12 protein-coding genes and 2 tRNA genes are annotated in these 21,018 nt (G+C 66.7%); 3 read left to right on the top strand and 11 right to left on the bottom strand.

The genetic code is table 11. From position 1 onward, the window contains the following. Positions 1-36 precede the first annotated feature (36 nt). From IW252_RS11930 to IW252_RS13755, 5 genes are all read right to left on the bottom strand, one after another. A tRNA-Met gene (locus IW252_RS11930) sits at positions 37-110 on the bottom strand. Positions 111-190: 80 nt separating this feature from the next. Beyond that, positions 191-1,063 carry a cytochrome b/b6 domain-containing protein gene (locus tag IW252_RS11925; RefSeq protein WP_331271554.1) on the bottom strand — a complete coding sequence of 291 codons (873 nt, stop codon included), beginning with the start codon at positions 1,061-1,063 and terminating at the stop codon, positions 191-193. A 294-nt stretch (positions 1,064-1,357) separates the two neighbouring features. Then, positions 1,358-1,431 (bottom strand) — tRNA-Met (locus IW252_RS11920). Positions 1,432-1,570: 139 nt separating this feature from the next. Next, positions 1,571-4,615 carry a UPF0182 family membrane protein gene (locus IW252_RS11915; RefSeq protein WP_196836756.1) on the bottom strand — a complete coding sequence of 1,015 codons (3,045 nt, stop codon included), beginning with the start codon at positions 4,613-4,615 and terminating at the stop codon, positions 1,571-1,573. Between the two features lie 147 nt (positions 4,616-4,762). After that, entirely contained in the window at positions 4,763-5,812 is a 1,050-nt protein-coding gene (locus IW252_RS13755) for a YlbL family protein (protein WP_196836755.1), read from the bottom strand. Positions 5,813-5,982: 170 nt separating this feature from the next. Here IW252_RS13755 and IW252_RS11905 point away from each other — a divergent pair, with 170 nt between their 5' ends. After that, complete coding sequence (locus IW252_RS11905; protein WP_196836754.1) at positions 5,983-7,407, top strand: zinc-dependent metalloprotease; 1,425 nt, start codon at positions 5,983-5,985, stop codon at positions 7,405-7,407. A 3-nt stretch (positions 7,408-7,410) separates the two neighbouring features. On the opposite strand, the gene IW252_RS11900 is transcribed toward IW252_RS11905, so the two are convergent. Next, complete coding sequence (locus tag IW252_RS11900; RefSeq protein ID WP_196836753.1) at positions 7,411-7,962, bottom strand: M48 metallopeptidase family protein; 552 nt, start codon at positions 7,960-7,962, stop codon at positions 7,411-7,413. A 100-nt stretch (positions 7,963-8,062) separates the two neighbouring features. Here IW252_RS11900 and IW252_RS11895 point away from each other — a divergent pair, with 100 nt between their 5' ends. Further along, the gene (locus IW252_RS11895; protein ID WP_196836752.1) at positions 8,063-9,097 is read left to right on the top strand and encodes a hypothetical protein; all 1,035 of its coding nucleotides are present in this window, start codon (positions 8,063-8,065) and stop codon (positions 9,095-9,097) included. Position 9,098: 1 nt separating this feature from the next. Here IW252_RS11895 and IW252_RS11890 read toward each other — a convergent pair whose 3' ends face one another. Continuing rightward, positions 9,099-11,219 (bottom strand): ATP-dependent DNA helicase UvrD2, encoded by a 2,121-nt coding sequence (locus IW252_RS11890; RefSeq protein WP_196836751.1) that lies wholly within the window; start codon positions 11,217-11,219, stop codon positions 9,099-9,101. Positions 11,220-11,265: 46 nt separating this feature from the next. Beyond that, on the bottom strand, positions 11,266-12,315 hold the full coding sequence (gene nudC / locus IW252_RS11885; RefSeq protein WP_231366001.1) for an NAD(+) diphosphatase: 1,050 nt from the start codon (positions 12,313-12,315) through the stop codon (positions 11,266-11,268). Between the two features lie 181 nt (positions 12,316-12,496). Between nudC and IW252_RS11880 the strand changes: the two genes are divergently transcribed. Further along, positions 12,497-13,936 carry a phosphotransferase gene (locus tag IW252_RS11880; RefSeq protein ID WP_331271529.1) on the top strand — a complete coding sequence of 480 codons (1,440 nt, stop codon included), beginning with the start codon at positions 12,497-12,499 and terminating at the stop codon, positions 13,934-13,936. A gap of 14 nt (positions 13,937-13,950) precedes the next feature. On the opposite strand, the gene IW252_RS11875 is transcribed toward IW252_RS11880, so the two are convergent. Genes IW252_RS11875 through IW252_RS11865 form a run of 3 tightly spaced genes read right to left on the bottom strand, consistent with a single transcriptional unit; the run spans position 13,951 to position 20,989 of the window. Then, the gene (locus IW252_RS11875; RefSeq protein WP_196836750.1) at positions 13,951-17,319 is read right to left on the bottom strand and encodes an ATP-dependent helicase; all 3,369 of its coding nucleotides are present in this window, start codon (positions 17,317-17,319) and stop codon (positions 13,951-13,953) included. Then, a complete protein-coding gene (locus tag IW252_RS11870; RefSeq protein WP_196837254.1) occupies positions 17,316-20,579 on the bottom strand; it encodes an ATP-dependent helicase in 3,264 nt (1,087 codons plus the stop codon). The genes IW252_RS11875 and IW252_RS11870 overlap by 4 nt, the downstream gene beginning before the upstream one ends. 56 nt (positions 20,580-20,635) lie before the next feature. Next, positions 20,636-20,989, bottom strand: coding sequence for an MGMT family protein (locus tag IW252_RS11865; protein ID WP_196836749.1), 354 nt, complete (start codon positions 20,987-20,989; stop codon positions 20,636-20,638). Positions 20,990-21,018: the final 29 nt, after the last annotated feature.

Here is a 21,018-nt window from a genome sequence, read left to right as displayed (position 1 = left end):
CCCGACCTGATTCCTCAGGTCGGGGCCTTGTTTTCGTTGCGGGGAGAGGATTTGAACCTCTGACCTCCGGGTTATGAGCCCGGCGAGCTACCGAACTGCTCCACCCCGCGGCGCGAGATACCACTTTACAGCTCCCCGTCGGAATCACCAAATCATGGTCAACGGACGGTGACGTGCGGATGAACCGCGCCTACCGACTGACGCGGCCCATCAGATTGGCCAAGGGAGCAATGACCACGGGGCGAGTGAAGACCACCGCCGCCGCGCTCAACACCACGGCCCCAATAAAGAACCACACGCCAGTCCACCCGCCGTCATTGCTCGCCGCATACATGTGGTTCAGGTTCGCGCGCGCACCGGTAGCGAGAACGAGGGCCACGTGCGTGATCACGAAGATCACGAAGTACACCATCGTGGGAAAATGGACCGCCCGGGCCAGCTCGATGGGATAGAACTTGTTGATCCCTGCTTTTTTGGGCCACGCCCCGGACATCCGGACCCCCGTGAGGATCGCCAAGGGGGCGGCGATGAAGACGGTGACGAAGTACGCGAGCAGTTGCAGGCCGTTGTAGTTGACCCAGCCGTCTTCGACGGGCCAATCCAGCGCCAGGTACTGCAGTCCAGCGGACAGCGCGTTGGGGAAAACGTCCCAGCTGGTCGGCACAATGCGGACCCAATGCCCGGTGGCAAAGATCAACACGATAAAAACCAGACCGTTCAGGACCCACAAAGCATCAAGGACAAGGTGAAACCACAAATTAATGCTGATGCGCTGTGGCGCGCCTTTGGTCCTGATCAAGCCCTTGTTATTCCGCGTCCAGTGCGCTGGCGGCCGCTGCTGATTTCTGACCTGCCAGCCGGTCTTGATGATGAGGAAAAGGAAGAACATATTCAAGAAGTGCTGCCAGCCAAGCCAGGCAGGCAACCCTTCGGGCGCATCGTCTGGGAGCGTCGAGTGGCCCGGATACGTCTGGACGAATTGCTGCACCGAATCGAGGGTCATGAGCCACCGTGCGCCCAGCATGAGGAGGATCAGCAAGACGACGGCGATGCCCGCCGCTATGCCGAACTTCGCCCAAACTCCGCCCGGACGTGCCTTCGTTGGTGTCGCGCTCACAAGTTTCCCTTTCGCCGAATAACGCCACCTCAGAATACAAGGGTGCGCGCCGTCCGAGAGGCCGCCGGAGACCCGGCGACACATGGCGTGATGTCCATGTCACACTCAAGTTAGTGAGCATTAACTTACCGCAGGTCGGGGCACTTGTGAACTGACGTGACCGGCGTTCTCTCGAGCGTGCGCGACGGCGGCAATGCACAAGGCCCCGACCTGATTCCTCAGGTCGGGGCCTTGTTTTCGTTGCGGGGAGAGGATTTGAACCTCTGACCTCCGGGTTATGAGCCCGGCGAGCTACCGAACTGCTCCACCCCGCGGCGCAAGATTTAACTTTGCCATGTCACGCGGCCCGAAGCAAATCGACGGGGCTCCCCCGGGCCATGAAGTGCGTCACGCAACGCGACGGGGCACGATCCACGGTGGATCGTGCCCCGCGCGGGCGAGCAGCTGCGACGCTTAGTTGGACGTACCTGAGTCGGCCGGCTCCTCCGTCGCCTCGCCCTCCGTGGGTGCCTCGGCGTCGGTAGGCGTATCCACCGGATCCTCGCCGGCGATCACGGCCTCGGCCGCGATCGCCTCCTCGAGCGCCGCTTGGAGTTCCTCCTGCGCCTCGCCGTAGGCCGCAAAGTCACCCTCAGCCAGCGCCGCTTGTCCGGTCTGGATCGCGGTGTTCGCCGCATCCAGTGCCGCACGGAGCTGCTCCTCGACCGAGCCCTCCTGCGATCCGCCGTCCTCGGTCTCGTCCGGAGCGGCATCGGGGTCCTCACCCGTCTGCGCACCAGAGGATCCCTCGAAGAGCTGATCGAGCGCCTCGTTCAAGGTGTCCGCGAAGCCCACCTTCTCGCCGAAGGACACGAGGACCTTCCGCAGCGTCGGGTAGGAGGTCTCGCCCGTGGAGCGGACGTAGACGGGCTGGACGTGGAGAATACCGCCACCGACGGGCAGCGACAACAGGTTGCCGTTGATGACCTCCGACGCGCCCTGACGCAGCAGGTTAAGCTCCTGCGAGACGGCGGTGTTGGAGTCGAAGTTCTGCTGCGCCTGACCCGGCCCCGGAACGACGGTGCTGCGTGGCAGCTCCAACAGCCGCAGCGTGCCGTAGCCCTCGGCCTTTTCTCCCGCCTTATTGCCGGCGTCGGCTTCGGCGGACAGGAAGCCATAGAGCACGTTTCGCTGCTGGCCACCCGCCGAGGCGCGTGGGATGAACGTGGAGGTCAGGGAGAAGGTTTCCTTCTCCTGGCTCGGCATCTTCAGCGAGAGGTAGTACGGCGGCTGGGCCACCGTGCCACCCTCAACCGTCGGATCGTTCGGGACGGACCACGCATCGTTCGACTCGTAGAAATCATCCGCGTCCGTGACGTGATACAGGCCCAAGAGTTGGCGCTGCATCTTGAACATGTCCTCGGGGTAGCGGACGTGGCTCATCAGCTCGCCCGACATCTCGCTCAACGGCTTGATCGACTGGTCGAAGACGTTCTGCCACGCCTTCAGCAGCGGCTCGTCCGGTTCCCACGCGTAGAGGTCCACCGAGCCGTCGTAGGCGTCAACGGTCGCCTTGACCGAGTTGCGGATGTAGTTGACCTCGCCCGAGGTCGTCAGGTTGCGCTGGCCACCAGTCAGCGAATCCGTCACCGCAGTCTCAAACTGTTGCGACTGCGAGTACGGGAAATTGTTGCTCGTGGTGTAGGCGTCAACGATCCACTTCACGCGCCCGTCGACAATCGCGGGATATGCGTTCGAATCAACCGTCAGGTACGGCGCCACCTTCTGGACGCGCTCCTTCGGGGTGCGATCGTAGAGGATCTGTGATTCCTCATTGACATCACTCGAGAGCAGCAGGTCGGTCGAGCCGAACTTCAGCGCGTACACCAACCGGTTGAACAGGTTGCCGACGCTCGGGCCGCCGTCGCCGGAGAACGTCGTCTTCGCGTCGCCCTCGCCACCGGATTCATCCTGCGGACGGTCGAGCTCGCGCGGCGCCCATCCCTCGGGGCCACCCACCACGGAGTATTCCGGGGACTGCTCGCCGAAGTAGATCCGCGGCTCGTAGTCATCATCGCTGGCCAAGTCGCCTCGGGTCGGGATACCGCCGAGAGAGAAGTCCGGGCGGCCGCCGGCGGCTACCTTGGCCCCGTAGGCGGCGACGACGCCGTAGCCGTGTGTGTAGGTGATGTGCTGGTTGACCCACGAGTCAGTGGGATCAACGCTGACCTCGCGCACCGCGATCACCGTGTCCTGAACCTCGCCGTCGATCTCGTAGCGGTCCACGTTGAGGGTATCGGCAAAGCTGTAGTACGGGCGGAACTGCTGCAGCTGCGCGAACGCGTCGGAGACCAGGTTGGGATCCAGCAAGCGGATATTCGCCGTCGTCGCGCTGTCCTTGGCCAGAGCGTTCTTGGCCGTCTCCGTCGTGGCGTCGTAGTTCTCCGCCTCGACGGCGTCAAGCCCGTAGGCCATGCGGGTCATCTCGATGTTGCGGGCGATGTACTGCTGCTCGCGCGTCTTCTCCGAGGGCAGCACCTGGTACTGCTGCACCACGAACGGGTAGACGCCGCCGGCCACCAACGCGGTCACGATCAGCATGGCGGTACCGATAATCGGCAGCTTCCAGCGTCCCAAGATGGCGCCGAGGATGAAGAGCACCACGACGATGATGGCCGCGATCGCGAGGATCGTCTTGGTGGGGATGACCGCATTGACGTCCGTGTACAGGGCGCCGGCGACGCGGCCATCCTGGTTCAGCAAGGTCGAGTAGCGGTCCAACCAGTAGTTGCCAGCCTGCAGCAACACGAAGAGGGCTGCCGTGACGCAAATGTGAATGCGTGCGGCCTTCGAGACGGTGATACCACCGCGTTCCTCGATGCGAATGCCCCCGTAGAGGTAGTGCATCAACACGCCAGCAATACCCGCGATGAGAACCACCGAGATCAGGAATCCGACGACAAGGCCCAAGAACGGCAGCGTGTTAAGGAAGAAGGACAAATCCTTGCCGAACTCGGGGTCGACCTGCCCGAACTCTTCCTGATTGAGGAAGAGCAGCACGGTCTCCCACTGACCAGCAATCGCTGTGGCCGAGAACGCGGCCAAGATGCCCGGAATGCCAATCATCAGGAGGCGGCGGATGGGTTCCAGCTGCGTCTGATACTTACTCAGGATGTCTTGCTGCTGCGCGGCCGAGGCGTAAATCGGCCGGGAGCGGTAGGCCAGAGCGAGGCTGCCCCAGACCGCGAAGCCCATCACGAGGAACGCGACCACCCAGAGGACCACTTGGGAGATGCGCTCAGTCCAGAACACCTCGGAGTACCCCAGCTGGTTGAACCAGAGAACCTCTGCGTAGGTGTTGGAGATAAAAACGAAAACGGCAATCAGGATGCCGAGGACAACAATCGTCGCCACGAGGGGCGATCGACGCTGCGGCTGCCGCGGTTCCTCCCGTCCACCGTTCGAGTCGCCGTCGCCGGGCGGACGCCCGCCGAACGGGAAGTCAGTGCCAAATGTCATTCGAACCTCGCGCGTAGCTATGGAAGCGACACGAGGTGCGATTCGACATGCGAGTCACCGTGCCGCAGTGAACGTAGTTAGAGTCCATTCTGCCTGATCACACCTCACGTGGCGAACCTCATGCCGGGGCCTGAACCGACGGCGTCGCTAGCCGCACGAGGACAGGGCAGCCAAGTCCTCGTTCGCGGCCGCCGCCGAGACGGCGTCGTAGGCGTCCTCAAGGGTGCTGACGCTGAGAACGGTCATCCCGTCCGGGATGCGTCCGACGACGTCGCCGCAGTTGTCCTGGGGCGCGAGAAACACCTCAGCCCCCGCGTCGCTGGCGCCGACGAGCTTCTGGGCGATGCCGCCGATGGGTTCGATCTCGCCCTCGGCGGTGACCGCTCCCGTGCCGGCAATGTGCTTCCCGCCGGTCAGATCCCCCGGCGTGAGCAGATCAATGATGCCCAGCGAAAACATCATCCCGGCGCTGGGGCCGCCGATGTCTTCCAGCCCAAAGGTGACGTCGAGGGGAAACTCAAAATCAGTACGCAGGTAGATCCCCACCCGGCTGGTCCCGTCCTCTCCGGTCTCCGTTTCAACCGGTACCTCGACCGGTTCCCCGCCGCGCACCACGGTCAGCCGATGCTCGCCCTCGGCCTGAAGCCCATCTTGGAGCTGCCCCACGGTACGCATACGCTCCCCGTCCAGCTCGGTGACGACGTCGTCCTCCTCCAAGACATCGGCGTTGGTTTCGGTGGCAAAGCCGACCACACGGATGGTCGCGTCGTACTCCATGTCCAAGAACGTCAGGGCTGCCGCGACGGACGTCTCCTGGGACTGGTCCATCTGTGCCGTGTTCTGCTCGGAGATTTCCTCCCCCGTCACTCCGCGCGGGTAAACGCTCTCGGCGGGAAAGACATCCCGGTGTGGATCCGCCCAGGCGCCGAGCGCATCGAAAAAGGTCAGCGTGCGGTCGCCGCCCCCGCTGACGTAAACCGTGGTGAGGTCCAACTGGCCAGATTCCGGCCGGTAGGACTCAGCGCCATTAACGGACAGGACGGGCTCGCCGTCAACGTCGCCCACCGTGTTAAGGGTGGGGCCCGGCGATTCCACCACATAGGGAACGGGCAGGGCCATGGCGGTTAAAGACAACGCCACGACGACGGCGGTCGCCCCAATCAGCGTGCGGCGCTGCCGGTTCTGGTGGTCGGTCACTCAAAGTCCTCAGTGGGCGGTCGGGGAATCTCCGGCTCTGCCGGAAACTCTAGGCTACTCGTTCCCGCTGTGGCTGCCGGCCACCTTCGTCACCACGCCGCGGATTTGCCGTCAGCGAACCGGTGGCCCCAGCCCGGGACGCGGCGGCGGCAACGGAGTACCGTTGAATCATGGCTGACAATCACGAGAACAATCGCCCGGACGGATCCGACGACGACAACGGCAAGGATCCATTCGCTGAGATGTTCTCCAACCTCTTCGGCGGAAACCTTCCGGGCGGCATGAACCCGCAGGATTTACCGGAGGATGTCCAGAAACAGCTCGGCGACCTCCAGAACAACCCGCAGGCCATGCAGAACATGTTTCGCCAGATGCAGCAGTTGATGGGCGCGATGGCCAGCGGCGAGTCGGGCCCCGTGAACTGGTCACTCGCGATTGATTCCGCGCGCCAGGCCGCCGCCGGTGATGATCCCACCGTGACGGGCCCTCGCCAACAGGCTGTTGCCGATGCCGGACGGCTGGCCGAGATGTGGCTGGATCAGGCCACCGCGTTCGATTCGGCCGGAACCGACTTCACCGCGATCTCGCGCGCCCAGTGGGTGACCAAGACGATGGACACGTGGAAGGTGCTCACCAGCGACGTCGCCCAGTCGATGTCCGAGGCGATGACCCGGGCCATGACAGACCAGGCGCCTGAGGAAATGAAGTCAATGCTCGCCGGGGCCCAAGGAATGTTCCAGAATCTCGGCGGTGCCATGTTCGGCATGCAATTGGGAACGGCCGTTGGCGGGCTCGCCAAGGACGTTTTCGGCGGCACGGACATCGGGCTTCCGCTGGCGGGTAACAGCCCCGTATTAGTCCCGGCCAACGTCAGCGCCTTCGGAGAAGATCTCGAGGCGCCAGAACAAGAAGTACTACTGTTCATGGTGCTGCGCGAAGCGGCTCATATTCGCCTCTTCGCGCGGGCACCGTGGCTGCGCGGCCACGTAGTGAGCGCGATCGAATCGTATGCACGCGGCATCCATATCGACATGTCAAAGATCGAAGAGTCCCTCCGGGATATCGATCCGATGAACCCCGAGTCATTCCAGAGCCAGGCCATCGAGGGACTCTTCACGCCGCAACATTCAGACGCTCAGCGCAGCGCTCTCGAAAAACTCGAGACGGCGCTCGCCCTCATCGAGGGATGGGTCGATCAGGTCGTCGCAGAAGCGTCGGCCAACTTGCCAGCTGCCGGCGCCCTGCGCGAGATGCTGCGCCGCCGGCGCGCGACCGGAGGCCCGGCCGAACAGGCCTTTGCCTCGCTCGTCGGCCTCGAACTGCGCCCCCGCCGGCTCCGCGACGCGTCCGCGTTCTGGGCCGCGATGCGCGAAGAACGAGGCGTTGCGGGCCGCGATGACATCTGGTCCCACCCTGACCTGATGCCGACCTCGGAGGATCTGGACGATCCAGCGGGCTTTACAGAGCGCCGCCGCCTCGCGGAAGCCGCGGACAGTGAAATCGACGAGGCTCTGGACAAGCTGCTCTCTGGCGGTTTTGACGAACCAGACACCGGCGATTCCGACGGCTCAGCGCCGGAGGACCCGAAGGCCTGAACCTCAGGCATCCTGCGGGTTCTGCCACGCAAACGCAACGCCCTCGAGGTATGCGTCCGCCTCAGCCATCCGCGGATAGCGATTCGCCCACGAGGTAAAAATGGGTCCGTGGCCGTCCGTGGCAATGAGGTGCGCGAGTTCGTGCACCAACACGGAGTCTTGAACCCAGTCCGGCATCCGCTGCAGCCGATGCGATAACCGGATGGACTGGTCTCCGCGCGTTGCTGAGGCCCACCTCGTGTTTTGGTTGGTGACCCACCGAACGGCTTCGGGCTGGGCACGGCCCTCGAGGTACTGCTCGTCGAGGGCCCGCGCTCGCTCCAGCAGATCTTTGTCTGACCGGGCCCGCTGGCGATGCCGACGGGCCGTCATCTTGGTCACGAGCGACTGGGCGTGGCGGTCTTGGCCGGACCGGTCCATCCACGCCGGGACGGTGATCACCACGGCGTCACCGTCCCATTTTCCGCCGACGGTTTTAGTTCGCCGGGTCGACACCACGATCCGCACAGTGGTGCCGTCCTGATGCTGGTATTCACGCACTGTCCTTTGGGCCATGCCTCAATTCTCCCCCATCAATGCGCGCACGCGGGCCGTGGCGTCGACGGCCTGTGGATAACCTCTGCAGCCCCAGGCCCCCGCGTGGCACGATGCCACTATGAACAACGTCACAGCACTGCCACCCTCCGTCGAGACGGGCGCGTGCCCCCTCGCGTTCTCAGGCTCCCGCCGACGCATCAATCCCGGTCTGCGTCTCACCTCGCCCACACCAGATGCTCTGTGCCTCGGCCGCGGAGATCGCGGCTTTTGGCTCACCGGAATCGATGACGCAGATCGCGAGTACATCGCCCGGCTGGCCGCCGTTGACACGCAAGTGGGATATCCGACCACCGGTGCTCCGCTGCCGGAGACCGATCGATGCCTTGAGCTCGACGCGCTCATGGGCCCACTGTTGGTGACGGACGGCGATTATCGACTACCGGGCGTCGCGGCGGATGTTCTGGCCGCCGATGTGGCGGATTGGTCGCTCGCCTATGGCGTGCATGCCGGCCCCACGGTCCAGCGGCGCCGCGACGCCGTCGTTCGCGTGACCCACCTAGGCCGCGCCGGCCAGCACGTGGCCCACCTCCTCGCAACCGCCGGGGTGGGCACCCTCCTCTTCGACGACTCGACCCCAACATCTGCGGCCGACTTGGCCGCTGGCTACCTGCGGGTTAGTGATCTGGGCCGTTCGCGGCAGGCGGCGCTCCTGCATCGATTCGAGACGAGCCACCCGCACACCCGGGTGTTTTCCGGGGCGGATGAGACGGAAGCGGACCTCACGGTGGCCTTTCCCAGGTGGCCTTTCGACGAGGACGTCAGCGTCGCGCAAACTCAATTGCCGATCCGCTTTGGCGACGCGGAAGCCGTTCTTGGCCCCCTAGTCATCCCCGGGGCGACGCCCTGTTTGGCCTGTGCGTTGGGTACACGGCCGGCCGGCGATCCCGCGGAGCACCCGGGCGAAATCACGCTGGCCGCGAGCATCTCGGCCCTCGCCGCGACGCATGCCCTGATGGTCGTCGACCGCATCAACGCACCCGCAACGCTCGGCCATGAGCTGGTGCTCGACCTCGCGACGGGGGCCACGCGCTTGGAGCCGGTGACGTCGCCAGCGCCGGCCAGCTCGGCCTGCACGTGCGCCCAAGACCCCTAAGTTACGCGGGCGGAGCGCCCGCGGTTAAAATGTCGAGGACTTGCTGGCCATAGCGCTCCAGTTTGGTCCGCCCCACGCCGGAAACCTTGGACAATTCCGCGGGATCCTGTGGATTCGCCTCCGCAATCGCCACGAGGGTGGCGTCCGTGAAGATGACAAAGGCCGGGACAGAAGCCTGCTGGGCAGTTTCCAGTCGCCACTGGCGCAGGCTGTCAAAGACGGACTCATCATACTTGGGCGGGCAGTCGCCGCAGCGGCCGACTTTGCGTTCGGCCGCTGAGCTCAACAGGCTGCCGCAGGAGCGGCACGTGGGAGGCCCGGCGGCTCGGCGGCGGCGGGCCGCGCGAGCCCCCGCCCCATCGGCCGAAGCAGCCGCCACCGCGGGCCGCAACGCCGCGAGGAAGCGGGAGGCCCGGCGGCTGGCGCGGCCTCCGGGGGTACGTGAAAGGGACCACGACAGGCTGAGGTGCTTGCGGGCACGCGTGACGCCGACGTAGAGCAGGCGCCGTTCTTCGTCATAGTCGGCCTGATCCTCGGCGAAGGAAATCGGCATGAGCCCTTCGCTCATTCCCGCAAGAAATACGGCGTCCCATTCCAGCCCCTTCGCCGAATGCAGCGACGCCAGCGTGACGCCCTGGACGGTCGGAGCGTGCTGGGCGGCAGCCCGCTCGTCCAACTCAGCCACGAACTCGAGCAGGGTAAAACTCTCTTCCCCACCCGAACGCTTGCGTTCCAGCTCGCCGGCGAGCGCCACCAGAGCCTGCAGGGATTCCCAGCGTTCGCGCACGGCGCCGGAGGCGCTCGGTGCGGTCTCGCTGTAGCCCAGGGAGGCGAGCACATCCTTGACCTGCTGCGTCACGGATCCTTCCGCGTCGATGCGGGATGCGGCGCGCAATTGGAGGATGCCGTCGCGGACTTCACGGCGCTGAAAGAAGCGTTCGCCACCGCGCAGCTGATACCCGATGCCCGCCGCAGTCAGCGCCTGCTCGTACGTCTCCGACTGCCCGTTGGTCCGGTAGAGGATCGCGATCTGCGCCGGTTCCACCCCGGATTCGATGAGCTGGCCGATCTGCCGGGCCAGATGAGCCGCCTCGGCCTCGTCATCCGGGAACTCGCCGAACCGCGGCTCCGGCCCGTCGTCCCGCTGCGCCACGAGCTCGAGGGGCTCCGGCCAAGCGACCGTGCGGTCCGTGACGCCGGGCTCGATGCGTCGGGAGGCCAGTAATCGGTTGGCCAGCGTGACCACCTGCGGCGTGGAACGGTAGTCCCGCACCAGTTTTACGACCGGAGCGTGCTCGTACTTTTGGTTGAACGTCAGCAGGTGTGCCGGAGTCGCCCCGGTGAATGAGTAGATCGTCTGGCTCGCATCGCCGACGACGCACAGCTCGTCACGGTCGCCCAGCCACAGCCCGAGCAGGCGCTGCTGCAGTGGCGAGACGTCTTGATACTCATCGACGACGAAGTGGCGGTACTGCTGGCGCACTTGCGCGGCAATTTTGGGCTCAGCGTCGAGGATGCCCACCATCAACAACAAAACGTCTTCGAAGTCGATCAAATGCCGGTCCGTCTTGACGTCCTCGTAGGACTGGAAAAGGCGCGCCATCGTCGTACGGTCGAATCCTGCCGCGTCGGCCCGGCCCGCGGCAGCGGAGACGTAGCTTTCGGGCGTATGCATGGAGACCTTGGCCCACTCAATCTCGGCAGCCACATCGCGAATACTGGCCCGGTCCGTGGTCAGTCGAAGCCGGCGCGCCGCCTCGGCAACCAGCTGCGCTTTGTGATCGATGATGTTAGGCAGTTGACCGCCGATCGCTTGGGGCCAGAAGTATTGGAGCTGGCGCAACGCCGCGGCGTGAAAGGTGCGCGCCTGGACCCCGGGTGCCTCGAGTTCACGCAGCCGCGTGCGCATCTCCGCAGCCGCCCGCGCGGTAAAAGTCACCGCCAACACTTGGTTCGCCTGATAGGCACCGGTGTGCACGCCATAGGCAATGCGGTGCGTGATGGCGCGCGTCTTGCCGGTCCCGGCGCCAGCGAGCACGCACAAGGGCCCGTGCAAGGTCGTGGCGACTCGACGTTGTTCCGCGTCGAGTCCAGCGAGAATTCTCTCTTCAGCGGTACTCACGGGTTGTTCTTCTCCAGCTGTGACTGGGCGCCCCTTGGCGGTGCGATCATCGGCCGGCGACGGGCGGTCCGGCGCCGTCCGTCGCGGGGGACGCCTGCGGCTCGGGCAACGAACTACCGTACCAGTTTTCGATCAAGTGCCGCGCGACGGACAGCGGAGTCGGAGGCGTCACGTCGCCGGCACGCACGGCTGCGGCGAGCTCCGCACGGGTGAACCAGCGCAGGGCGATGATTTCTTCCCCGTCGGGGCGAACGCTGGTCTGCGTCGCCCGCGCAGTGAAGGCCAGCATGATGGACGCAGGGAAGGGCCACGATTGAGATGATACGTACGCTGGCTCGCTCACCACGATGCCGGCTTCCTCGCCGACCTCGCGGATGACCGCTGCCTCCAGCGTCTCCCCGGGCTCGACGAAGCCAGCCAAGGTCGAATAGCGCTGGCCACCCCACCGCGCATTGGCGCCGAGGAGGATTCGGTCCTGGTCATCGATCACCGACACAATGATGGCTGGGTCAGTCCGCGGGAAGTGCTGGGACGAATCCTGCGGACAGAGCCGCACCCACCCGCTCTGGACGACGGTCGTGGGTGCGCCGCACCGTGGACAGTGGGTGTGGCCCGCGTGCCAGGCTGCGATGGCGGTGGCCTGCGTGAGAAGTTCCGCTTCGGCTGCTTCCAGCACCGGCGCCAGGGCCCGCAGACCAGCCCACCGTGCCCCGCCGTCGTGCCCCGCGTCCTTCCACTGGCCCCACACAGCGCCCGGATGAACAATGGCGACCACGTGCCGCCCCGCCGCAGGTGAGGTGGACAAGTCCTCCACCCGACCCAAGTAGACGTGCAGGGTTGGCTCGCCCGCTGGCAGCACGGAACGCTCCACCATCTGCAGCGCCCGATCGGTCGCGAGGGATTCCACTCCGAGGGCGCCCTGGCCGGGGCGCAGTGGCAGGTACAGCGTCCGGTCGTCGGCGAGCACCTCCTCCATCCAGCCCTCGCGGGCGCGTTCCTCGCTCAATCGGTCAACGCGGTAGGGCGGTGCGTCGGGTCGCGGTTGTGACTGGCCGCTGGCCGGGCGGTGGCGTGGTGGCGTGGCAGTGGACTCCATGCTCTTACCGTACTCATCATGGGCCGGCGACGAGCGCCTCGTCGGCGCCCTGTGGAGCATTCCGCAATAGCCAACGACGGCGTCGAGGGCCGGATTCCAGCCGATACACAGGTGACGCTGTGGTTAACGACTCGCCGCCGGCTTCCGGCGCCGTACGCGCGTGCCCGCATACGGTGGAGGGGTGAAACGCTCTCCCATGGAACTTGCTGCCATCGCCACGGCCGCCGTCCCGGGCCTCTCCCCCGTGGGCGTGGGCCCCCTCGCTGACGACGTCGACGACTTCGATTCGGCGCTGGTGCGGGATGCGCAGCATCACCAGTGGCGGGTGCGCGCACCCCGTCACGATGAGGCGAGCATGCGCCTTGAGACGGAGCTTGCGGCGCTGCGGGCCTTCACGCCGGGCGTACGCGCTGCCCTCGGGTTTCACATTCCGTCCGTGGCCGGCACGGTGCGTCAGGGGTCCTTGCGGACATTCGTCTACAACCATTTGGACGGTCGGAGCCTCAGCCTCGATGAACTCGTGGGTGAGGGCGGAACAACAGCGGCGCACGTCGGCCGCGCCATCGCCGAAATCCACGGGCTCGACGATGAATTGGTCGAGCGCGCGGACCTGCCGTCCTATTCTGCTGAACAGTTCCGCCAGCGCCGGTTGAATGCCCTCGATCAGGCCGCGACGACCGGCCAGATTCCGGCTCGCTTGCTCCGCCGCTGGGAGCACGCCTTGGAGGACGTTAGCCTGTGGCGGTTCAACCCCACCGTGGTGCATGGAGATTTCCACGAGGATCACTTACTGATTTCTCAGGGCCATGTCTCCGCTGTGACGGGGTGGACCGATCTGCACGTGGGCGATCCGGCCGATGATCTGGCTTGGCTGGCCGCAGCGCATGAACAGTCATTTAGCGACGCCGTCTACGAGGCCTACGCTGAGGCCCGCGGCGAGAAGGCGGATCCGCACATCATGCGGCGAGCGGCCCTCTCGGCGGAGTTTGCGCTGGCTCAGTGGCTCGTGAAGGCGATGTCCACCGAGGACGCTGAACGGATCGACGAGGCCGTGGCTATGCTCGCGGACCTCGATCAAGATATTGCGGACTACGGGGGCCAGCCCATCAGCGTCGTGGAGCCTCCTCGCGTGGGTTCGGGCCCGTCTGCCGGCTCTGCTGCCGAAGCGGAAGGGGACGGATCCACCGCCGATGCGGTGGGCGAATCCTCTGCCGCACCGGACACCGTGACCAGCGCCGTCGTCGAGCTCGAACCGGTTGACGACGAAGCCGAGCACCACCGCGGACCGGAATCTGAACCGGGACACGAGGTGGAGGCACCCCCAGCCCGCGAGGAAGATGAGCCGCTCAATGGCCCGGAGCAGGATCCCGACGCTCCGGCCGCGCCCAGCCCACGCGACACGGACGCCGGCGCAGGCACCATCGCGACGCCCTCCGACGGCGCCGCCGAGGGCAACGACGCCGCAGAAGAGGGCAGCGACGTCGCTGCCGAGGAGATCACTGACGAGGATTCGGCCCCCGTTGGGAAAGAGTCCGCCCCGGCGGCAGGTCAGGACGAGGACGCGACCTCGGCCATCCCCGTGATTCAGCTCCCCTCAAAACGGGACGCCGACGAGCGCTAATCGTCCAAGCCCCCTCAGCCTGCGTGGTGGGAGGTGGGGTTCTCCTCCGCGAGGGCGTTGACAATGAGCGCTTGGAGTTCGGCCTCAGTAGCGAGCCGCTGGGGGCGCAGCGTCTTGCCATAGCCCACGTAGAAAAACGCGGCGTCAACGTCGGCGACGTCAAGCCCGTGCAACCGCGCAAAGCCCAGCCGATAGACGGCCAACTGGACGGCTTTGGCTTCCGCATCTCGCCCGGTGGGGACGCGCCCGGTTTTCCAGTCGACCAGCGTGTAGCGCCCGTCGTTCTCTTGGAAGACGGCGTCGATGCGCCCGCGCACGCTGACGGGGCCCACATTCGTCTCGAAGGGGATCTCGACGAAGTCCGGCTGCCGGTCGGCCCATTCGGACGCGAGAAAGGCCGCTTTCATCTCTTCGAGCCCGTACGCATCGTCCAGATGTGCGTCGGCCGCGCCCACGAGGTCGTCGAGGTCCAGCATGCCGGTGGCGCCGAAGCGTTCTTCGACCCATGCGTGGAAGGCGGTTCCCTTGCGCGCAGCGACGCCGGGGCGGCGCGGAACGGGGCGGCGCATCTGCGCGAGTACGGCGTCCCGGTCCGTCGCGAGGTCGACGAACACGGAGGCGCGCACGTGGTGCGGGGGTTCGTACCGTTTGGGGGCCTCGTTGGCACGCCGCTTCGCGACGAGGAGCCGTGCCTCATCGAGCCAGGCCCGCCCGGCCTCGGTACGCGGTTCGGCCGGGTCGCCGCTTCGTGCGGCGGTCAGGGCGTCCCGGACGACGGCGGCACTCGCCTCAAGGGCCGGGCGGCGGCTGCCGCTGGGTTCGGCATCGTCGTGGTCGCCGCGCAGTATGTGCGGGCCTTCGAGCGGGTCGAAGGGCCACAGGGCCTCGGTCGGCTCTTCACGGTGCGGATTTGCCTCGGGCGCTTCTTCGTCCGCGCACCACGTAACAATCCGCGCGGACTCGGAGGGATTCTCGGCCAGCGGCAGAAGGTCGTGGAGGAAGGGTGAGATGGCGACGGGTTTGCTCCGGGTGCCGGTCCACACCGAGCTGGAGCAGATGAGGTGATACCGGGCGCGCGTGAGCGCCACGTAGGCGAGCCGGCGTTCTTCGAGTTCACCGTGAGCCCTGACCTCGTCGGCAAATTCCTTTTCCGCGTCGAGCGCGGATTTCAGGTCGGGCTGGTCGGTGTCCCAGTGCGGCAGATCGTGCCGGTCCCCACGCAGGGGCCAGGGTAGCGCCGATGCGCCGGAGGTCCACCGGTCCTGCTGGCTCGTAGGGAACGTGCCGTCATTCAATCCGGCGACGGCGACGACGTCCCATTCCAACCCCTTGGAGGCGTGAATCGTCAGCAACTGAACGGCCTCGGGGTTGGCGTCGGCGGCCGGGATTTCCAGCCCGCCTTCTTGCTCGAGGGCCGCGTCCAGCCAAGCGAGGAATCCGATCAGGCCCGTCGCCCCGGAGGTTGATGCGTAGGTCGCCGCGGCGTCGGCGAACGCGTCAAGGTGTCGGCGGGCGCTGTGAGTCGTGGCCCCCGGTTTGGCGGCGAGTTCGAGCTCGAGGCCGCTAACGCGTTCGACTTCGTGGATCAGCGTCAAGAGGTCGTCGTCGACGAAGGTGCGCAGGTAGCGCACCTCGTCCCGCAACTGGACGAGGCGTTCCCGGGCGCCCACGGAGAGAGCCCGTCCGCCCTGACCGGTCCACCCGGTTGGCGGGAGAGTGTCGAGCGCCTCGATGAGGCTGGCGGCGTCGGTGAGTTCGGGCGTAGCGGCCGCGACGCCGTCGTCCTCCTCCCCCGCCACTTGGCGGGCCCGCTGGCGCTCGAGCACGCGCGACCACTCGGCGAAGGCGAGGAGGTCGGCGGGGCCGAGCCTCCACCGGGCTCCGGCGATGAGGCGCAGGAGCGCATCGGAGCGGTTCGGGTCGACGAGGACGCGGAGCATCGCCACGAGGTCCACGACTTCCGGCATGGCGAGGAGCCCGGAGAGACCGACGATTTCGTACGGTACGTCCCGCTCGTCGAGCGCGGCGGCCATCGCCGCGATCTGCGTCTTGGTGCGGAAGAGGACGGCTGAGCTGGGTTGCGGGCCGGCGCCATTGCGATGCTCCTCGCGGATCGCACGGCGCACCTCGAGGAGTCGGTCGGCGAGCCAGTGCGTTTCGGCATCGCTGGATTCGAGCCGGGCGAGCTCTACGCGCCCGGGGCCGGCAACCGGGCTGGGCTCGAGTTGGCGCACGCTGACGGACTCGTTCCCTGTGTGTTGAATGAGATCCTCGGCGACGGCGTTGGCGGCTTGGAGGATGTGAACGGAGTTCCGCCACGCGGTGGTCAGATGAGAAACCTCGGCGGGAGCCCGCTCGCCGGTGGACCCGTCGACGCGCGGAAACACTGTGGGGAACCTGAACAGCTGGCCGGCCGAGGCCCCACGGAATCCATAGATGGACTGGTTGGGGTCGCCGACGGCGGTGACGGCATGTCCGTCCCCAAAGAGGGAGGAGAAGAGGACCATCTGTGCGTGGGAGGTGTCTTGGAATTCGTCCAGGAGGACCACCTTGAACCGGTCGCGTTCTTCCTCTCGGGCGGCGGGGACGTCGCGGGCGATCCGGGCGGCCAACGCCACCAGATCGCCGTAGTCCAGGACGGACCGCTCCCGCTTCGCTTCGGCGTAGCGCTCGGCCAGTCGGGCGACGGCCCGGCGCGTTGAGAGGCGCGTGAGGAGCTTCTGCGCGGCCTGCGTTTTCTCCTTCTCGGTCCCGGCGATGTAGGGCAGGGCGTCGAGCCCATCCCGCAGGTTAGTGAGGTAGTCGATCGCCTCGGACGGTGTGCACAGGTGTTCAGCGCAGGCTGAGGCGAACTGCACGACGGCGTCGGTCAGGGTGGATCGGGCGCCGTCGAGTTCCGCGGCGTCGCCGTCGTAATCCTGCACCACCCGGTCGGCCAGCTGCCACGTTTGGGCGCTGCCGAGCAGCTCGGAATCGGGCTCGATGCCGATGCGGAGCCCGTGGTCGGCCACGAGCGAGTTGGCATAGGAGTGGTAGGTGGAGACGGTGGGCTCCCCGAGCTCTTCGAGTCCTTCCTCCATGAGGCCACGGTCTTCGAGCGTGAGCAGCTGGGCTCGGATGCGGTGGGACAGCTCGCCGGCGGCCTTTCGGGTGAACGTCACGCCCAGGATTTGATCTGGCCGAACGAGCCCGTTGGCGACGAGCCACACCACCCGGTCGGCCATGGTGGCGGTTTTCCCGGACCCGGCGCCGGCGATGACCAGCAGCGGTTCGAGCGGCGAGGAGATGATCGCCGACTGCTGCGGTGTGGGCGTGAACTGGCCGAGGATGTCGGCGAGATCTTCCGGGCTGTACCGTGCGGTCTCAATGATTTTGCCGGTCATGGCTGGGTCACCTGCCGTCCTTCGTCGCAGAGTGGGCACAGGCTGGGGAGCCGGCAGGGCACGGAGCGCCCCTTGCTCGGGTCGTGCCGAGCGAGAAAGTCGGCTGCTCCCATCAGCCCGGCGGCTTCGAGGACCATGGGCGTGGCCCAGTCCTCCTCCGCCACGGCGTCCTGTTCTTGCGGTTTGAGTCCCTTGGTCCCGTCTCCGAGCTGCACGAGGGCCGCGCCGGCGGGCTGTACCGCGAGATCGAGGGAGTCGCCGAGCGCGCCCGCGAGGATCGCGGCCTGGTAGGTGCCAAGCTGCGGATGGCGGGCGACTTCCTTCGCGGTCGGCTTGCTTTTGCCGGTTTTGAGGTCGACGACGTAGGGCCGACCATCGTCGCCAGCCTCAACACGGTCGATGAGCCCGGAGATCACGGCTGCGCGTTTCCCGTCGCCCACCTCAACGCTGAATTTCACTTCTTGACCCACGAGGCGGCGCCCGTTCTTGCGCATCTCCAGCCCGTAGAGCGCTAACTTGCGCAGCATCTCCTCGGCACGATCGCGGTCCTTCTGGGTCTCCCAGCCGGCGGGCAGATCCAGTTGGGCCCACCGCCGGTCGAGTTCTTCTTTGTACTGGTTGCCGGTCGCGTCGGGCAGATCCTCGGCGATCGCGTGGACGAGGGTGCCGAGGCTTCGCGCGAAGTCCATGGCCGGTTCTCCCCCGGCGGCCTGAACAAACCAGTTGAGCGGTGATTCGAGCACGGCTTGAACGCGCGACGGCGAGACGGTGACGGGGTGCTCGGGTGGGACGACGGGGCCGGTGCTTGTGGGAGGGACGAGTCCCCACCACGTATCCGGGTGGGCCCCACGGACGCCGGCACGGGCGAGCTCGGCGAGTACGAGCCCGGCGTCTGGAAGCACCTCGGGTGCAGGCTCCGCGGCGTCTTGCTCGGCCGTCTGGCGGAGGTGGGCGACGAGTGCGTCGAGGGTGCGCGGCCGCGGCACTGGCGTGATGGGGCGTTCACCCTCGATGGGGTCGAGGTAGTCCAGCAGCGCCGAGGGCTGCGCGTCGTCCGACTGGACGCCGATGCACACCAGTTCGTCGCGGGCGCGTGACGCGGCGGCCGCGAAGCTACGGAATTCGTCGGCGCGGACGGCCCGCACGCGCGCGGCCGCGTCGCGCTGCTGGGCTGCTTCGGCGCCGTCTTCCACGATCGCCGTGAGGGTGGCGGTTTTGAGGAGTTCGCCACGGAGTTTGGTGTTGGGCCACAAGCCCTCCTGCAGCCCCGGAATCAAGACGAGTCCCCATTCCTGACCGACGGCGGCGGCCGGGGTGAGCACGGAGACGGTGTCCGTGGAGGCACCGCGGCCGGCCAGCGTATCCATGGGCAACTCTTGCGAGGCCACGTGGTCGACGAATTGCTGCACGGTGGAGCCCGGCAGTTGGTCGATGAAGCGTTCGGCCGCTTGGAACAGCGCGAGCAGCGCATCGAGGTCGAGATCGGCGCGGTGACCGGCGCTGCCGCCGGCGAGCGCGGCGTCCCGCCACGTGTTTTCGAGCCCAGAAGCCTGCCAGAGAGCCCACAGGGCGGTTTCTGCGTTGGCTTCCCCCGCGGCCAGGTGCTCGCGCAGGGCCGCGAGCATCCGGACGATGCGCCGGGCACCGGCGGCCTCTCGTCCACAACCGTCGAGCCAGCTGGTGACGTCCGGATCACCGGCAAGTAGCGCGCAGAGCAGCTGCGAACTGGTGCGGCTTTTCCGGGGCTCGTGATCGGCGGCGTGGCCGGCCGCGTGTTCTGCCCGCCGCAACTGTTGGCGCAGTCGACGCACGTCGATGGCGGTCGCTTGCCCGTAGCGCGAGGTCAGGAGCTGTTCAACGATCGTCGCGTCGTCGACGGGCTCCGCCGCGAGGACGACCTGAAACAGGGTGATGAGGGGGCGCACCGCCGGTTCGTCGCGGAGCGGAACCTCAGCTGGCGGAACATCCACCGCAATGCCTTGCTGCGTGAGGTGCCGGGCAACGGAGCGGACAAGTCCGCCGTGGCGCACGATGACGGCGATGTCACTCAGTGGGCGGGAGGCCATCAGGTGTTCTTCGAGAATGCGGTGGGCGACGTACCGCAGCTCGTGCACGGGGCTGTCCACGACGTGGGCCGCGACGTGGCCCGGAACGTGAGCGGACGTGGCGTCGGGGGTATCGGCGTGAGCTGTCGACGGCTCGCCGCGCACTGGTTTGAGGGCGCGACCACGGCCGCCGGCCGACACCGGGATGCGACGTGCCACGCGCCCCCATGCCTCGGCGATAGCCGCCGGCAGACGAAAGGACTCCGTGAGTTCGACCGTCTGCAGGTCACCGAGGTACTGCTCGAGCCGGCCAAGGAAGTCGGGCCGCGCCCCGCGGAAGCCCTGCACCACGGAATCTGGAGCCGCACACGCCAGGACGTCGCGATCCTTGGTCAGGAGTGACAGCAGGCGATACTGAGCGGGGTTGGCTTCCTGCAGATCATCGACAGCGACGAGTCGTAGCCGGTCTCGCTCGGCGGCTAACAGGTCAGGATGCGTCTCGAGCAACTGGGCGGCCGCACTGATGAGCCCTGCTGGGTCGAACGCTTCGGCGTGCCCCAAGTCGAGCAGATCGCGGTACTCCTGGTAAACCCGTGCGGCGGCCTCCCACTCGGGCCTCAGGTGCCGCTGGCCGAGTTCCTCCACGTCGGCCGGTTCCAGACCGTGTTCGGAGAGGCGGTCGAACAGCTCGCGCAGTTGGTCCCGAAATCCTCGAGTCCCGATGGCCTCACCAAGGACCTCCGGCCATCCCGGCTCTGGCGCGAGTCCCTCCGCGTGGCCGTGCAGAATTTGGCCCAGCAGGGCGTCCTGTTCTGGCCCGGACAGCAATCGAGGAGCCCGCTCCAGATCCGGCAGATAGCCGCCAAGGCGCGCACGGCGAACGAGGTCAAAGGCATAGGAGGACCAGGTCCGCACGGCCGGCTCAGAAAAGGTCACGTCCACGAGGTCGGAGAGGCGATCACGTAGCCGTCCGGCCTGCGCGCGAGCAGAGGTGAGGATCAACAATTGCTCAGGGGCCAAATCTTCACGGAGGCGTTCCAGCACGGCAGCCAGGAGCGCCGTCGTCTTCCCCGTCCCCGGGGCGCCCACCACGAGCACGGGGCCGTGCCCACGGCGCAGTGCGGCAAGTTCCTGTTGCACGGCGCTGAGTGGCACCGCGCCTGACAGTTCGGTGGCCTGCGCGTGCCCTGCCGCTGCCGGAGCGGTACCTGTCACCTCTGCCACGTCCTTCCCTCCCGTTGCGGATCTACACCCATTCAATCGCTGACCGGTCACACTTTGGGTATGAGCCGCGCAGCGATCGCGTCGAGGGCCTCAAAGTCGGCCTCGCTCGGTTGCCATCGGGCCTCGGGAAATCGAAGTCGTTCCGGGTCACCTCCCCGGCAGGGAAGGCCTTCCGCTCGCCACCGCCCCGCCGCCCGCTCCGCAAGATCTTCCCGCAACGTTCCATCGGCGCGAACCACTCGCCACCACGGCAATCCTGCGGGGGCCGTGGACATCGCCGCGCCCACTTGGCGTGGTCCGCCCGCGCCTAACAGTTCTGCGACGTCTCCGTAGGTCACCGCGGTTCCTGCCGGGACCAGTGTGACGACGTCGTACACCGCCTGCGTGAATTCGTACCCCATTCGAGACAGCCTAGTGCCGCAGGCCGGGC

It is taken from the genome of Zhihengliuella flava, from assembly GCF_015751895.1.
Taxonomy (GTDB): Bacteria; Actinomycetota; Actinomycetes; order Actinomycetales; family Micrococcaceae; genus Zhihengliuella; species Zhihengliuella flava.
This window is presented reverse-complemented; position numbering and strand designations above follow the sequence as displayed.